Genomic DNA, 14,962 nt, shown 5'->3' with positions numbered 1-14,962 from the left:
ACCGGGGCTGCGGAGTCAGGCAGGTTTCCGCGACGCCCCGGCCCCGAGTGGACCGACGCGGACCGCAAGTCCTACGCGGCGTGGCAGCACAAGCTGGGGTACCGGGGCAAGGACGCGGACGGCGTGCCGGGCAAGGCCAGTTGGGACAGACTGAAGGTGCCGGCGTCGCGGTAGGGCGCGCGGGGTCTGCCCGCCGAAGTGCGGGCAGACCGGCTGCCTGACCGCGGCGGCCGGGGCGCGGCGCTGTCCGACGGCACGGTCGGCGTCCTCGTCCCGCAGACCGACGTCGGCGGCAAAGGCGGCGGCAGACCCCATGCCTGCCGCGACGACCCACTGGCGCAGGAGCAGGGCCCTGCGTTCCCCACTCTCATCGCCGCCCACGGCGGCAGCTCTCAGCGGGCGGCGAGGTCTTGGGCTGTTCGGACGATGTGGGTGCGTGAGATGCCTGCGATGTCGAGGAGTTCGGAGGGGGTTCCGGAGCCCGGCAGGTTGCGCACGGCGAGGTGGACGACTGCGGGGGCCAGTCGCCGTGCGGCGAGTGCGGACAGTACGGCCTCGCCCATACCGCCTTCGGGGTGGTGATCCTCGACGACGACCAGTGCGCCGGTCTCCTGGGCGGCGCGGGCGAGCGTGTCGAGGTCCAGCGGCTTGACGGAGTACAGGTCGACAACCCGCACGGGGATGTTCTCGGCGGCGAGCTGGTCAGCGGCGGCGAGGCATTCGTGGAGGGTGACGCCGGCGCCGATGAGAGTGACCTTGTCGCCGTCGCTCGCGCGCAGGGTCTTGGACCCGCCAACGGGGAAGGTCTCGTCGGGGGCGTAGAGGACGGGGTAGGCGCCCCGGGTGGCGCGCAGGTAGGAGATGCCGTCCAGGTAGGCCATTGCGACGGTCAGAGCGGCAGCGGATGTGGCGTCGCTGGGGTAGAGCACGGTGGAGCCATGGACGGCGCGCATCATGGCGATGTCTTCCAAGCCCATCTGGGAGGGGCCGTCCGCGCCGATCTCGACACCGCAGTGGGTCCCGCACAGGCTCATGGAGATCTGGGAGACGGCCGCCATACGGATGAAGTCATGGGCTCGGGTGAGGAAGGCGGCGAAGGTGGTGGCGTAGGGGCGGTAGCCGCGTGCGGCCATACCGACCGCTCCGGCGATCATCTGCTGTTCGGCGATGTACATCTGGAAGTACCGCTCGGGGTGTGCCTTGCCGAAATCCTCCGCGTGGGTGGAGTTGCCCACCTCGGCGTCCAGGGCCACGATGTCGGGCCGGGCGCCGATCGCGGCGAGCGCCTTGCCGAAGGCGACGCGGGTGGCGACGGTTTCGCCGACCTCGAAGTGCGGCAGCGTCACCTCCACGGGAGCGGCCGTCGCACCGGGGGTGACGGCGGGCGGCTGGGGGCCGCGGACGGTGAGGTGGCGGACGCCGCCCAGTTCGGTGATGGCGCGTGCGGCGAGATCGTCGGGCAGCGCCTTGCCGTGCCAGCCCTCGGCGTCCGCGACCTCGAAGACGCCCTGACCCTTGACGGTCTTGGCGACGATGACGGTGGGGGCCTGCCCGTCGTCCGCGGCGGCCAGGGCTTGTTCGACGGCCACGAGGTCATGGCCGTCGACGACCAGGGCGCGGCAGCCGAAGGCCTCGGCACGGCGGGCGTAGGCGCCGGTGTCCCAGCCCAGCTCCGTGGGGCCTCTCTGGCCGAGGCGGTTGACGTCGATGATCGCGATGAAGTTGGCCAACCGGTGGCGGCCCGCCTTGTCCAGGGCTTCCCACACCGACCCCTCGGCCATTTCGCTGTCGCCGCACAGCACCCAAACACGGTACGGCCGGTGTTCCAGGTCCCGTCCGGCGAGCGCGATGCCGACACCGTAGGCGATGCCCTGGCCCAGGGAGCCGGTGGCCGCATCCACCCACGGCAGGACCGGAGTGGGGTGGCCCTGCAGTCGGGCGCCGTTGCGGCGGTAGGTGGTCATCAGTTCCTCTTCGTCGATCGCACCGGCGGCGAGGAACATCGCGTACAGCAGGGGGGAGGCGTGCCCCTTGGAGAAGATCAGGTGGTCGTTGGCCGGGTTCTTCGGGTTCTGCCAGTCGTAGCGCAGTTGGCGTGTCATGAGGACGGCCATCAGATCCGCGGCGGACAGGCTGGAGGTGGGGTGGCCGGAGCCGACGGCGGTGCTGGCGCGAACGGAGTCCACGCGCAGCTGCTGAGCCAGCTCGAAGACCTGATCCAGGCCGCTGTCGGGCCCGAGGGAGACAGTGGGGGTGTTCTCGACCGACATCGCGGCTTCCTCTCGTGTCCTGCGTTCTGATCCGGTCGTCGACGGCTGCCGGCTCGCGGGCCGCGCGCAGAGGCTGCGTGGGGCGCCTGTGCCCTTGCCGACCGTATGTCCGTGGTGCGGTGGCCGCGATCTGAACGCGTGCCGGTCAGAGGGTGCGGTCCAGGAGCGCCGTCAGTGCTTTCCAGTGGCGTTCGTCCGCTGTGCTGTCGTAGGCGGCGGTGTCCGCCTGGGTGAAACCGTGGTGTGCACCGGTGTAGACCTCGCTGCGGTGGCGCACGCCCGCTGCGGTGAGGGCCTCGTCGAGGCGGTTGATCTGCTCGGGGGGCAGCGAGGCGTCCTGGTCGGCGTGTCCGAAGTACAGCTCCGCGGTGATCCGGTCGGCGACAAGGTGCGGGCTGTCGGCAGCGTCGGTGGCCAGGCGCCCGCCGTGGAAGCCGGCCACGGCCGCGACCCGCTCCGGGTAGGTACCGGCGGTCCGCAGGGCAAGGCCGGCGCCCATGCAGTAACCCGTGATACCGACCGGCCCGTCAGTGGCCAGGGGGCAGTCTGTCAGCCAGGTCAGGTAGGCGTCGGCGTCGCGCATCGCCAGATCGGGTGTCAGTGACTGCATGATCGGACCGAGACGCTCGAAGATCTCCGGGCGTCGGGCCGGGTCGATGAAGGCGGGCAGCTCGACCACCGGCGCTCGCCCATGGCGGTAGAAGACGTTGGGGGCCAGGACGGTGTAGCCGGCTTCGGCGAGACGATCGGCCATCTTCTTCAGGTGAGGACGGAGTCCGAAGGCGTCCGTGTAGAGAAGGACTCCGGGGTGGGGACTTCCGTCGTCGGGATGGGTCAGATAGGCGTCGGCGGTGCCGTCCTGTGTGGGGATGTCCACGGATGTTCCGCGCACTGCGGTCATGGGCGGTTCCCTTCTCTTCTCCGGTGTGCCTCCACTCTCTGGGCGAGAGGAACGAAGGCCTGCGGTTGCAGTCAGTGATCGTAAGCGGTCAGTGACCGCTCGGCCGGTTGCCCGGTCGGGTCGACGGGGAAACCCCGCAGAAGGCTTCATCGCAGCCGCCGAGCGACCGCCCGTGGCGATGTCTCGAAGCCGTTCTCGGCTCAGGACCGATGCAGCATGGGGCGCCACCGCTCGGGCACCGCGTCGCCGTACTCGATGCCGGTGGCGCCGATGAGGGCGGCCAGGTCGTCGAGTTGCCCGGTGACCGCCCGGCACAGCACCGCCGTCGGCTTGATGCCGGGTTCCAGGTACAGGCCCTCGATCAGCAGGACTCCTCGACTCCGGTCGAAACGAGGAGCGGCCCGGCCGACCAGGCGGTCGCCGTGCAGGATCGGCAACAGGTAGTAGCCGTACTGCCGTTTGGCCTTCGGTATGTACATCTCGTTGCGGAAGACGAAGCCCCACAGCCGTTCGGTGAGGCGCCGGTCGTTGATCAGGTTGTCGAACGGCGACAGCAACGCAGTGCGCCCCTGCCAGTGGCCCGCGCGGATCGCCTCCAGTTCACCCAGTGCATCGGCATGCACGTACCACGTCTCGGACGGGGGACCTCCACCGTCGACCCGCACCGGCATGACGCGGCCCTGTTCCGTCAAGGTGCGGAGCACGCCTGCCAGACCGGTGTACTTCCCGCGAAGGAAATACTGTTTGATGTCCAGCGGACGGGCGACCCCGAGGGCGCGCAGGGTGTGCTCCGTGGCTATGGACACCATCTCGGTCGGCGACACCGCCGGCCGGTCGACGTCGGCCGGCAGGCAGGCGTCGGGAAGCCCCCAGAGCCGCTGCCCCGCAGCGCGGCCGGCCACCATGATCTCGCCCTGGCGCCAGAGGAACGTCAGCATCCGCTCGACATTGCGGCCGGCTGTCCATCCGGTCGAGGCCCAGTCGACCACCGCGCAGTCCTCGAACGCATCAGTGGGCAGGGGAGCGCCTTCGCCGAGTCGATGCAGCACGTGCTTGCGAAGCCGGTCGTTGGCGTCCATCCACGTAGCGGTGTACGACAGGTTCGGCGGTGGATACGCGTCCATCGAAACCCGGTGTATCGGGTAGTCCTCGGTGAGTACCACGGCTGCGGCATGCGCCCAGTACTCGAACAGCCATCGGTCCTGCCACCACAGGCCGGAGAAGAGGGAGCCGGCCCGTGGTCCGAGGCGGCTCCACAGGACCAGCTCGTGGCTGGGCGCCACGACGCTGACGGGGTCCAGTTGCACATAGCGCAGTGCCCGGAGAACGGTGCGCAGACTCGTCGCGTCCGCCGGCAGTCGGGGGCCGGCCAGGTGCTGCCGCGAGAGGGCCAGACGGCGTGCGTCCACCTGGCTGAGCGTCAGGTACCGCTGGGACGTGGGCATCGCGTGCTCCTTGCTCCGTCACCTGAGCCCGTGGGCGATCCGTCGGACGGCCCACCCTATGGTGTCCGGCCAGTCGGTGTACCCGTGGGGCGACGACGGTCTCGATCATCTCGGCATCGAGATGGGCGCACTACAGGTGGTGTCCCCGGGGTGGCGGACTTTCGACTCGGTATCGTCGTCCGACATCCTCGGTGAACCGACAGAACCGGCACAGACGGCAGGTGCAGTTTCCGGTAGGGAGCCATGACGGTGAAGGATTCGAAAGGCCGATGACGGACAACTCCGACATGATCGACTTCGTTCGGGCGCGTCTTGCTGAGGAAGAACAGATTGCGCAAGCGGCAGGCGGCGACAGCTGGCGGTGCCCGGCCGACGTACCCGGCGAAGTGCACGACCGGTCCGGCGCCATCGCGTTCAGCGTGCGGCATCTCGGCTTCGACCAGCACATCGCCTTCCAGGACCCTGCGCATACACGCCGCCGCATCGAGACAAGCAGAGTTCTTCTCAATGAGTACGAGGAGGTCGCCGACAAGGACACCGACCGCCCCGACCACGACTTCCCGTCCGGCCGCGCCGTCGGACTCGGTTTCGCCGTCCGGCAAATGGCCGCAGAGCATGCCGCCCACCCCGACTACCGGGCCAAGTGGCTGCCGCGTTTCATCCAGTAGTGCCGGGCCGCCGCAAGGACGGCTTCTACCGGTCGGGCTGTTCAGCGGGGGCCGAGGCTCAGGAGGCCACCCTGCGCGCTGTGAACGGATTCGGGACCGGACGGCGCAGACGAGCGTGGACGGCGGGTCGGAGCGGAGCAGTTTGCTGCTCGTCAACTCGCGTTCCATTGCGGGCAGCTGGAGCAGCGGCCGGGGATCCGAGGTGTCGCGGACGTCGCTGCTCAACCGGGGGTCCGCCAAGGTCGCGAGACCGTCTTCGTACCGCGTGACCAGCCATGCCTTCAGACCGCCGGCGATCACGGCACGGCGCACCGGGCCCTCCTCGCGCAACTGCCGAAGAGCGGGCAGGGGGCCGCGGCGAAGGCCAGGTCGGCGCAAGGCCGGCTCATGATGCCTCCGTGGATACATTTCACCCCTTTAGTGCGAACTTATTAAGAATTAAGGGTATATGTCACCACGTCGCTGATCCGAGGATTCACCGAAGGGAGCAGTTGCCATGGAGCGGACCACGTGCTGTGTGGTGGGCGGTGGTCCCGCCGGAATGGTGCTCGGGCTGTTGCTGGCCCGGGCGGGGGTGGCGGTCACGGTCCTGGAGAAGCACGGCGACTTCCTGCGCGACTTCCGCGGTGACACTGTGCATCCGTCCACCCTGGCGCTGCTGGAGGACCTCGGGCTGGCCGGGCGGTTCGGCCGATTGCCGCAGCGGCGGGTGACGTCGGTACAGCTGCCGCTCGGCCCGGACCGTTCGCTGGTCACCGTCGGAGACATCGGCGCGCTACGGGGCAAGTACAACTACATTGCGATGGTGCCCCAGTGGGATCTGCTCAACCTCCTCGTGGACGAGGCCGGGCGGGAGCCGTCCTTCTCCGTGCGAATGAGCACCGAGGCGACCTCCTTCCTGATGGAGCGCATGGAGGTCCCCCCTGGCCGGGCGAAGCCGAGAGCTCGGGGGAGGGTCGCAGGGGTCCGGTACCGCACGTCGGACGGCCGTACCGGTGAGCTGCGGGCCACCCTCACCGTGGCCTGCGACGGCCGGGGTTCTCTGGCCAGGTCGTTGCCCGAACTGGGACTGCGGACGTTCGCCTGCCCGATGGACGCCTGGTGGTTCCGGCTGCCGCGACGGGAGGGCGACCCGCACGGGCTCGTGGGAGGCGCCGGCGACCGGTTCCTCACCGCCATGATCGACCGCGGGGACTACTGGCAGTGCGCCGCACTGATCCCCAAGGGAACCAACGCCCAGCGCCGCGCCGCCGGCCTCGACCGGTTCATGGGCGAATTCACAGCCGCCGTCCCCTGGCTCGCAGACCGGGTGCGCGCGCTCGGGTCGTGGGACGACGTGAAGCTGCTCGATGTACGGCTCGACCGCCTGCGGCGCTGGCACCGCCCGGGACTGCTGTGCATCGGCGACGCGGCACACGCGATGTCACCGGTCTTCGGCATCGGCATCAACCTCGCCGTCGAGGACGCGGTGGCCGCCGCCCGGTATCTCGTCGAACCGCTGCGCGGGGGCACGGTCGGCCTGCGGACCGTACGCCGCGTCCAGCGCCGCCGCTGGCCCACTACCGCCGCGACGCAGGCCCTTCAGCGCTTCGCCCACACGAACGTCATCGAGCCGGTCCTGTCGGGCCACCCGGCATTCGGCGACCCGAAGCGCGCCCAGCGGCTGAGCGAGCTCATCACGACCTCACGGTGGCTGAACCGCCTGCCGGCGTACTTCCTCGGCTACGGCGCCCTGCGCGAGCGCCCGCCGGCCGCATCGGTGCGCTGAGCCCGCCCGCCGTCCTCCACCTGGGGGGCCGGTCGCTTCGCCCACGACCGCGGGGCCACCTGCAATGGCCCGTTGCCGGCTGGTGAGCCGAAGGACCGGCATGGGCAGGGATGTTGCTGCCGATGCCGGTCCTGTCTCACGAAGTGAGTGTTGAGCTCGTCGCTCAGTAGGCGGAGTTGACGTTGTCGATCGACCCGTAGCGGTGGGCGGCGTAGTTGGCGGCCGCGGTGATGTTGGCGACGGGGTTGGTGAGGTCGTGGGCGGTGCCGGCGACGTGGTAGGCGTTGAAGGTCGGCTGGATGACCTGGAGCAGACCCTTGGAGGGTATGCCGTTGCGCGCGTTGACGTCCCAGTTGTTCTGGGCGTTGGGGTTGCCGCTCGACTCACGCATGATGTTGCGGTGCAGGCCCTCGTAGGTGCCGGGGATGCCCTTGGCCTTCATGATGGCCAGCGATTCCTTGATCCAGCCGTCGAGGTTGTTGGCGTAGCCCCTGCCGCCCTGGGCGCCGTCCACGGAAGCCCTGACCACGGAGGCGCTCGCCGGTGCCTTCTCGGCTGCCTGCGCGGATGTCGACGTCAGCGTGAGGGCGGCGGCCGCGGCACCGAGGGTGGCGATGCCGGCGACGGACATGGTGCGGAAGCGGGCGATGCGGCTGGTACGGGTCTGCGTGTTCGTGGTCATACGGAAGGAACTCTCCAATGGGGACGTCACGGTGCTGCCTACCGGTCATGGTTGCGGTGGCTTGCGGGGCGGTGCCCCGCGCTGCGGGCCAGAACGAACGGATCCGAAGGAATCCACCCGGCCCTGTCGCGGCTTCCCGCAACGACAGCCATGGTTAGCGACGTGCGGGGCGGGGCGCAATGATGTGACGTACTACCCAACATCGGAGAAATGTCCAAAATGACATATTCTGTGGCGCTTGTGTACTGTTCGGGCGACCCGCCGCCCTACTACCCGTCTTAGGATGTGACACAGCTCCTATGGGTGGCATCACATCCACGGCGCCACATCGGCGGTCTCGACGAGGCATCGGCGACGCGCGAGCCGAGGGGCAGGCGAAGCGGGGCAGCCCGCGGCCCACGCGACGGTGCGGTCGTTGATCGCTCCTTCGAGGTGGCCCGCGCGGACCTGGCGCGAACACCTCCCCAGCGAACTCCTCCAACCGGCCACGACACGCCGGCTGCAGAGCGGCCTGCTGTCCCGGCCCACGGCTTGGCGGTGCTGGACGGCCTGGTCGCCGCCACCACGCTCACGATGGGCCGGCTGCTGCCTGCCGGCGCCTGACCGCCCCGCGTTCCACACCGCTTTGCGCTCGTCGAGCTCCATCGCCCCCGCCGGGGCGCGCATCATCAAAGGAGGGGACACCATCGACGAGGAGTGGCGATGAGGTTGTCGTTCCTTGAACCCCTCTACGCGGAGCCGGGCCCGTTCGCCTCCGTGTACCTGGACACCTCCCGAGACGTCGAGCATCCCGAGCGGGCGATCGCGCTGCGCTGGCGGCGGCTGCGCGAGAGTCTGTCCCGTCAGGGCTCGGACCGGGCGCTGCTGAACGTACTGGAGGAGGTGATCGGCGCCGACACAGCGGTGCCGGGGGTGCACGGTCAGGCCATCTTCGCCGCCCACGGCACGCTCGTCCTGGACGGGGAGCTGCCCAGGCCGCCCGAGCACGACTCCGCGCGCTACAGCACCCTGCCGGACGCGATGCCCCTGGTCACCCAGCACGTTCCGGAGATCCCCTACATGGCCGTAGTCGTCCACTACGGCGGCCTTCCGACCGCCGAGACCCACGGCTGGGTAACTCTGGAGGCGGAGACCGGCATCTGGCCCGCGTCCACCGTCACCCCGGGTGAGCGGCTGCACCGCAGGGTCGCGGTGGCGACCTGGCACCGCACCTCCCTCCGGCTCGGCCACCGGCTGGACGAACGGGCGCGGCGCGCCCATGCCGACGCCGTCGTCGTGGGCGGGGACGAGTGGGCGTGCAACGTACTGATCCGCCGCCTGCCGCACGCCCTGCGGGACAAGGTCGTACGCGTGGGCGGCCGGACCCCCACCGACACCGGACGCGCCCTGTTGGAGCCGCAGCTCGACGGCGTCTTCCGCGGCCGCATGGCCGCGCACGACCGGGAACTCGTGGACATCTTCATCGGCCGGCGTGCCCTGGACGGACCCATGACGGAGGGGTTGGCCGCCACCGTCGCCGCCCTCCAGCGCGGCCAGGTCGCGGCACTGCTGCTGAACCGGCCGCCAGCGTCTTCGCTGCGGCTCTGGACGGGCTCCCAACCCACTCAGCTCGCCCTGACCGAGGCGGAGCTGATGTCCTTCGGCGTGCGGGCCCCGCGCGAGGAACGCGCCGACGAGGCCCTCGTCCGGGCCCTCGTCGGCACCGGTGCCGAGCTGGTCGTCGTAACGGAGAGCGAGCTGAGGCTGTGCGAGGGCGTGGGCGCCCTGCTGCGGTACACCGACCCGGGGACCCCGTCCTGATGCCGGCGCGCTACGCCCGCCCGGATCACGGGTCGCCCCTTGCGCCCGACCGCCCCGGATCGCGCCGCGCGCGGAACGTGCCGACACTGGGCTGGAGCGGCAGCGCGGCGTATGAGCGGCGGATGGGGCACATGGACAGGAGCAGGAGCAGCGCGAAGGAGACGGACGTCTCGATCGCCCCGCCCAGGACCTGTGCGGCAGGCGTGCCGGCAGTGGCCGTCTTCACCCGCAACTCCTACGCCATCCTGCGGGCGCCCCAAGGGCATCCGCTGTTGCAGACCTTGCGCTCCCACGACCAGTGGAACACCGTTCCGTACACGGACAACGACCTCTGTCGCGGCGTGCAAGGCACCCGGCACGTCGTACTCGTGAGCCCGGCGGACGTCACCGTGCTCGGGCCCTCCGACGGCGAACGGGTGGACCTCGTGAGTGTCCGGACGGACGGCACCGAGCGCCGCGCGGAGGACCTCCGGCTGGTCACCTACCCGACCGCACCCGGCTGCGCCGCCGCCTACTACCCGCAGACCAATGTCCTGGTGCCGCTGGACAGCACGGCCGAGATCAGCAACACGCCGACATCGAAGGGGATCGTGGTCGGACTGCAACGCACCACGACCCCGGCCGCCGGCGCCACCGCCACGGCCCCGCGGTCCGATGGCCCGTGAAGGGACCCCCGAGGACCTGGTCCGCGCGGCCCACGCCGTGGGCGTGACCGACGACCGTCTCCTGGAGGCCGTACGGAGCATCCCCCGGGCAGAATTCGTCCCCGCGGACGAGGTGGCGTCCGCGTACCGGAACACGCCCGTTCCGCTCCCCCACGGGCAGGTGACCACCCAGCCCTCGCTGATCGCCATGATGGTCTCCGCTCTCGGCCTCACCGGGGACGAACAGGTCCTGGAGGTCGGGACCGGATACGGCTGGCAGACCGCGCTGCTGGCCCGCTTGGCCGCGTACGTCGTCAGCGTCGAGCGTTGGCCCGACCTGGTCGACGAGGCCCGCCTGCGGCTGGCCGGGCAGGGCGTCGGCAATGCCGAGGTCGTACTCGGCGACGGGACCCTCGGGATGCCGACCCGTGCCCCGTACGACGCCGTCATCGTCTGCGCGGCCTTCCCGCGAGTGCCTGAGCCGCTCGTGGATCAGCTCCGCGCCGGTGGCCGGCTCGTCCAGCCGATCGGGCAGGGCGGGCAGGAGCGCGTCGAGCTGTACGAGCGGCAGGCCCGCGGCCTGGCGCACCGCAGGACGGTCACCGCGGCCCGGTTCGTCCGGCTGTACGGCGCCCATGGCTACGACCAGCGGTGACGCGCTCAGCGCTGATAGGTCCCGACCAGGGTGCCGGAGGCCAGCTCCCTGCCCTTCAGGGCACGGTGCACGTCCTCGGCGCCCGGGTGGTCATGCAGCTGCAGCGGCGCGGACAGGGCGTACAGGCGGAAGAAGTATCGGTGCGCCCCGTGCCCCGGTGGAGGCATCGGCCCTCCCCAGCCCACGCGGCCGAAGCCGTTCGGCCACGGCAGGCCCCCGTGAGGCTTCTGGCCCTCGGCCGCCCCGGTGGTCCCCGGATCGATGCCGGTCACCAGCCAGTGCAGGAAGGTCGTCCCCGGCGCGTCCGGGTCCTCGCACAGGAGCACCAGCTCCGTGGCCTCGTGGGGCACCCCCGACCAGGTCAGGGGCGGTGAGATGTTCTCACCCTCCCCGCTGTACCGACGGGGGATCACCGTATTGTCGTCGAACGCGGTGCTGCTGATTTCAATTCCGCTCATGCGCGCCGCCATACCCGCAACGGCGGCACCGGCACCGGTCCGCACCCCGAAACCCCCGTTCGGCCGAGCCCACCCGGGCCGCCTCCGGAAGCGGGGGTCAGGATGGCAGTGTGCCGACAAGGATCCTGCTCGAGGGCCGCCCTGGCGTGGGCAAGACGACCGCCCTCCGTCGGCTGGCCGCGCTACTGCCCACCCACGCGGCCACCGGCTTCACCACGGAGGAGATCCGGCAATCCGGCGCCCGCGTCGGTTTCGCCCTGGAGACCCTGGCAGGCCGGCGGGAGGTGCTCGCCCATGTCGACCTGCCCGGTCCGCCACGGGTAGGGAAATACGGCGTCGACCTGGGCGCCATCGAACGACTGGCGCTGCCGTCGCTTCGGCCGGCAGCAACCGAGGAGGCAACAGGGCGGCTGGTGCTCATCGACGAGCTGGGGCGGATGGAACTGGCGTGCACGGCGTTCCGGCACGCGGTCGACGCGCTGTTCGTCGCAGAGGTCGACGTCGTCGCCACGGTCCACACGCACCGCGATCCGTTCACCGATGCCCTCAAGCGGCGTGCCGACATCGAGGTCGTCCAGCTCACTCCGGCAAACCGGGACGTCCTGCCGGGGGAGCTCGCGGCCCGGCTGCAGCAGCCCCGGCCGCACGGCAAGCCTCCCTCTCACGGATGAGAGACCGGCCTCCGGCCTGCTGAAAGCAGAGTCGGGGCGACAGGATGTGAAGTCGCCCGGTCGGTGCGACCGGCGGCGCTCACTACCAAGGGCCACTGCCTGCCCACCGAGTACGCGGCCGGCATCGCCTTCACCACCCGGTTGCCTGCCCCTCCCCGGCCGCCCTGCTGTGCCGCCCGACACCCCCGAAGGCATAAGGGCGTCGCAAGGCCGGCACGATGCCCTGCGCCAGGTATGGGATCCGGTGCGCGGAGACACCCGCGATGTCTATGCGCCCCGAGGCGGTGCCCTAGAGGCCGAACTGCCCGCGCAGCCGGCGCATCTGGTCCGTCGTGAGCGGCAGCATCGAGAACATGCCCTTCTCCGTACGAGCGACGTCGCCTGCTCCTCGTGGCCGAGCGCGCGGAGATGGGCAACGAGGTCCGCGCGTGTGCGCGGTCCTCACCGTGGTCGACAACGCGGTCCGCACCGGCCGCCTGGGCCGGTGCCCGGACCTCGCGGGGTCCCGGACCAGTTGTGGGAACTGTTCGAGCGGGTGGTGCCGTCGGCTCCGGTACGGCCTCAGGGCGGTGGTCGGCGGCGATACGGCGCCGGTTCCGCCGGGGTCAGCCCGACTTCGGCGGCTTCTGCGCGTCGAAGGCGAAGAGAGTGTTCTTGGCCGCGGCCACGATCACTGCACGCCCCGCGACGGTCACGCGCGGGCTTGCGCCCTGCTCGCCCGTCAAACCATCGGCCTGCGGATCTGTTGTCCACAGCGGTTTGCCATCGTACGGCGACAGCGCGACCACCCGGCCGGTGGCCGAGCTGAAATACAGCGCGTCGGCTCCCGCCACGGGTCCCGACGCGCCCTCCACGCCCGTCTGCCGGGACCACTTCTTCCGGCCGGTCGCGGGGTCGAGCGCCGTGACGAGACCGGTCTGCCTGCTTACGTAGAGGGTGCCGTCCGCCATGCCGGGCGTCCCCGCGTATGTCTTGGCCAGCCGGGAGTACGTGACCTTCCGCGATGCCAGGTGGACCCGCGCCACCCCGTCGTAACCGGCCAGCGCCGGTCCCTCCATGTGTACCTGAAGGAGTACGAGCCTGCCGTTGGCGACGCCCATCGGCACGGCGGGGCCGTTGACCGCGATGGGCCTGCCCAGTGTCCCCGAGGCGCGGTCGACCGCGTACAGGGCGGGGTGGCGCACCTCCAGGGCATCCACCTCCGCATCCGTCGCGCACATCGCGAAGAGCTGTGGGCCCACCGGGACGGGAGCGCACTGTGTGCCCGCGGGGAACGGCGTCTTCCAGGCCACCGTCCCGCTGTGCGCGTCCCGGGCCTCGAAGCGGGAGTTGGAAGAGTCGACCGTCACGACGGCGGAGCCGACCACAATGGCGTCCTGAGTCCGACCCGTGACGGCCTTCGACTGGGCGCCGGACGGCACGGACCACAGCTCCCGGCCATTGTTCGCGTCGATGGCCACCACCTCACTGGGAGGGTCCTGCGGGGCGTCCTGGGCGGCGAAGCGGTAACCGAGCACCGTGTCGTCGGTGGCGCCCACCAGGTGCATGCCCTGGACGGGGACGCCCGGGCTCTTCGCCGTCCACACCCGCGAGCCGTCCGAGGCCTTGATACGGGTCGCGACAACACTGCCGCCCCCGCAGAACAGCGCGTCGCCGCGCGCGACGCAGCGCAGTTCGTCGGGGATGTCCTCGCGACCGCCCAGCACAGTCTTGCGCCACGGCCCGAAGCCGTCCGGAAGTGCGGCACCCGGCGCCGCGACGCTGTTGCCCTTGTCACCGCCGCTGTTCCCCCCGAAGCCGCCCGCCGTCAGCGCGGCGACTCCCCCACCGATCGCCGCCACCGCGACCGCGGCCGCGAGCACGGGCCGCCATCGACGACGCAGACGGCGGCCGATGGGGGTGCCAGTGCTCCCTGTATCGGGACCGGCCGGGGCGGTGGTCGGGGCAGTCGGCGCCGGGGTGGCCCGCGTCGCGAAGTGATGCTGGGTGATCATGTCGCGGGTGCGGCCCGCGCCAGCCCCGTTCGCGTCGGTCCCGCCGAGGTCGGCCGACAGGTCCCGCAGCAGCACGAGGAGTTCGTCCGCCGAGGGGCGCCCCTCGGGCTCCTTGTCCAGGCACGACTCGACGACCGCGCGCAAGGCCGCCGGCACGGCACCCAGCGACGGCTCCTCGTGCACCACCTGATACGCCGTCATGTAGGGGCTGTCCGCGTCGAAGGGCCCGTGGCCTGTCGCTGCGTACACCAGCAGCGTCCCCAGCGAGAAGACATCGGACCGCGGCCCCACACCACGCGGCGCCTGCAACTGCTCCGGCGACATGAAGGGCGGCGTACCGATGACCCGCCCTGTCATCGTCAGTGTCTGCTGGTCCACGGCGCGCGAAATGCCGAAGTCGATGACGCGCGGACCCTCGGGCGAGAGCACGACGTTCGAGGGCTTCAGGTCACGGTGGACGACCCCCACCCGGTGGATGTCGCGCAGCGCCTCCGCCAACCCGATGGCGAGCCTCCTCAGCTCCGCTCCGTTCAGCGGGCCTTTCGTCGCGATGCGCTGGGCGAGCGTGTGCCCCTCGATATAGGTCGTCGCCATCCACGGCTGCTCGGCCTCAGGGGCGGCGTCGACCACGGCGGCGGTGAACGCGCCGCTCACCCGCCTCGCCGCCGCCACCTCCTGCCGGAAACGGATGCGGAACTCGTCGTCCGCCGCGAACTGCTGGTGGATCAGTTTGATCGCGACAGGTCGCCCCGAACTCGTACGGGCCAGAAAGACCGTGCCCATGCCACCCGAGCCGAGCCGCGCCTCAAGCGGATAACCGCCGATCTCGGCAGGATCACCTCCGCGCAGCGACACTCTTCCCGACCTCCCGTCCCCCGTGCACCTCTGCGACCACGGGCCTGCGTACTTGTCCTGCACACAAACTAGCCGCAGACCAGTACGGCAGAGCAAAGCGGGTGACGGACAGGGAGCCCAGGGCTGCTCATTTGGTGCGGCAGGACTTCCC

Annotated in this window: 13 protein-coding genes and 2 pseudogenes; 8 read left to right on the top strand and 7 right to left on the bottom strand. The window is 70.7% G+C overall.

Going from position 1 to position 14,962, the window contains the following annotated elements; all coding sequences use genetic code 11:
* Positions 1-18: 18 nt before the first annotated feature.
* Positions 19-174, top strand: a pseudogene (locus tag OG609_RS36080) (peptidoglycan-binding protein); the annotation flags it as partial.
* A gap of 218 nt (positions 175-392) precedes the next feature.
* Here OG609_RS36080 and OG609_RS36075 read toward each other — a convergent pair.
* From OG609_RS36075 to OG609_RS36065, 3 genes are all read right to left on the bottom strand, one after another.
* The gene (locus OG609_RS36075) at positions 393-2,270 is read right to left on the bottom strand and encodes a transketolase (RefSeq protein ID WP_327276669.1); all 1,878 of its coding nucleotides are present in this window, start codon (positions 2,268-2,270) and stop codon (positions 393-395) included.
* A 145-nt stretch (positions 2,271-2,415) separates the two neighbouring features.
* The gene (locus tag OG609_RS36070; RefSeq protein WP_327276668.1) at positions 2,416-3,171 is read right to left on the bottom strand and encodes a dienelactone hydrolase family protein; all 756 of its coding nucleotides are present in this window, start codon (positions 3,169-3,171) and stop codon (positions 2,416-2,418) included.
* A 200-nt stretch (positions 3,172-3,371) separates the two neighbouring features.
* Positions 3,372-4,616 (bottom strand): winged helix-turn-helix domain-containing protein, encoded by a 1,245-nt coding sequence (locus OG609_RS36065; protein ID WP_327276667.1) that lies wholly within the window; start codon positions 4,614-4,616, stop codon positions 3,372-3,374.
* A gap of 269 nt (positions 4,617-4,885) precedes the next feature.
* Between OG609_RS36065 and OG609_RS36060 the strand changes: the two genes are divergently transcribed.
* Together OG609_RS36060 and OG609_RS36055 are read left to right on the top strand one after the other, a co-directional pair.
* A complete protein-coding gene (locus tag OG609_RS36060) occupies positions 4,886-5,284 on the top strand; it encodes a DUF6221 family protein (protein WP_327276666.1) in 399 nt (132 codons plus the stop codon).
* 496 nt (positions 5,285-5,780) lie between these two features.
* A complete protein-coding gene (locus OG609_RS36055) occupies positions 5,781-7,052 on the top strand; it encodes an FAD-dependent oxidoreductase (RefSeq protein ID WP_327276665.1) in 1,272 nt (423 codons plus the stop codon).
* Positions 7,053-7,215: 163 nt separating this feature from the next.
* Here OG609_RS36055 and OG609_RS36050 read toward each other — a convergent pair whose 3' ends face one another.
* Positions 7,216-7,734, bottom strand: a complete 519-nt coding sequence (locus OG609_RS36050; protein ID WP_327271315.1) for a transglycosylase SLT domain-containing protein — start codon at positions 7,732-7,734, stop codon at positions 7,216-7,218.
* Positions 7,735-8,037: 303 nt separating this feature from the next.
* Here OG609_RS36050 and OG609_RS36045 point away from each other — a divergent pair, with 303 nt between their 5' ends.
* Together OG609_RS36045 and OG609_RS36040 are read left to right on the top strand one after the other, a co-directional pair.
* The gene (locus tag OG609_RS36045) at positions 8,038-8,337 is read left to right on the top strand and encodes a hypothetical protein (RefSeq protein WP_327276664.1); all 300 of its coding nucleotides are present in this window, start codon (positions 8,038-8,040) and stop codon (positions 8,335-8,337) included.
* Between the two features lie 99 nt (positions 8,338-8,436).
* Positions 8,437-9,534: a baeRF2 domain-containing protein gene (locus tag OG609_RS36040; RefSeq protein ID WP_327276663.1), complete on the top strand. Its 1,098-nt coding sequence runs from the start codon at positions 8,437-8,439 to the stop codon at positions 9,532-9,534.
* A gap of 25 nt (positions 9,535-9,559) precedes the next feature.
* Here the strand turns inward: OG609_RS36040 and OG609_RS36035 are convergent, their stop codons facing one another.
* Positions 9,560-9,760, bottom strand: a complete 201-nt coding sequence (locus tag OG609_RS36035) for a hypothetical protein (protein ID WP_327276662.1) — start codon at positions 9,758-9,760, stop codon at positions 9,560-9,562.
* On the opposite strand from OG609_RS36035, the pseudogene OG609_RS36030 reads away from it, so the two are divergent.
* Together OG609_RS36030 and OG609_RS36025 are read left to right on the top strand one after the other, a co-directional pair.
* A pseudogene (locus OG609_RS36030) lies at positions 9,750-10,199 on the top strand (molybdopterin dinucleotide binding domain-containing protein); the annotation flags it as partial. The gene OG609_RS36035 and the pseudogene OG609_RS36030 sit on opposite strands and share 11 nt — an antisense overlap.
* Positions 10,189-10,833, top strand: coding sequence for a protein-L-isoaspartate(D-aspartate) O-methyltransferase (locus OG609_RS36025; RefSeq protein WP_327276661.1), 645 nt, complete (start codon positions 10,189-10,191; stop codon positions 10,831-10,833). The pseudogene OG609_RS36030 and the gene OG609_RS36025, both read left to right, overlap by 11 nt.
* 5 nt (positions 10,834-10,838) lie before the next feature.
* Here OG609_RS36025 and OG609_RS36020 read toward each other — a convergent pair whose 3' ends face one another.
* Positions 10,839-11,291 carry a YbhB/YbcL family Raf kinase inhibitor-like protein gene (locus OG609_RS36020; RefSeq protein ID WP_327276660.1) on the bottom strand — a complete coding sequence of 151 codons (453 nt, stop codon included), beginning with the start codon at positions 11,289-11,291 and terminating at the stop codon, positions 10,839-10,841.
* 110 nt (positions 11,292-11,401) lie between these two features.
* Here OG609_RS36020 and OG609_RS36015 point away from each other — a divergent pair, with 110 nt between their 5' ends.
* Positions 11,402-11,962: a nucleoside-triphosphatase gene (locus OG609_RS36015; protein WP_327276659.1), complete on the top strand. Its 561-nt coding sequence runs from the start codon at positions 11,402-11,404 to the stop codon at positions 11,960-11,962.
* 605 nt (positions 11,963-12,567) lie between these two features.
* Here OG609_RS36015 and OG609_RS36010 read toward each other — a convergent pair.
* Complete coding sequence (locus tag OG609_RS36010; RefSeq protein ID WP_327276658.1) at positions 12,568-14,811, bottom strand: serine/threonine-protein kinase; 2,244 nt, start codon at positions 14,809-14,811, stop codon at positions 12,568-12,570.
* Between the last annotated feature and the right edge of the window lie 151 nt (positions 14,812-14,962).

Origin of the sequence: Streptomyces sp. NBC_01224 (assembly GCF_036002945.1) — a bacterium.
Lineage (GTDB): Bacteria > Actinomycetota > Actinomycetes > Streptomycetales > Streptomycetaceae > Streptomyces.
The sequence above is the reverse complement of the archived record's forward strand: the minus strand, read 5'-3'. Positions and strand labels throughout refer to the sequence as shown.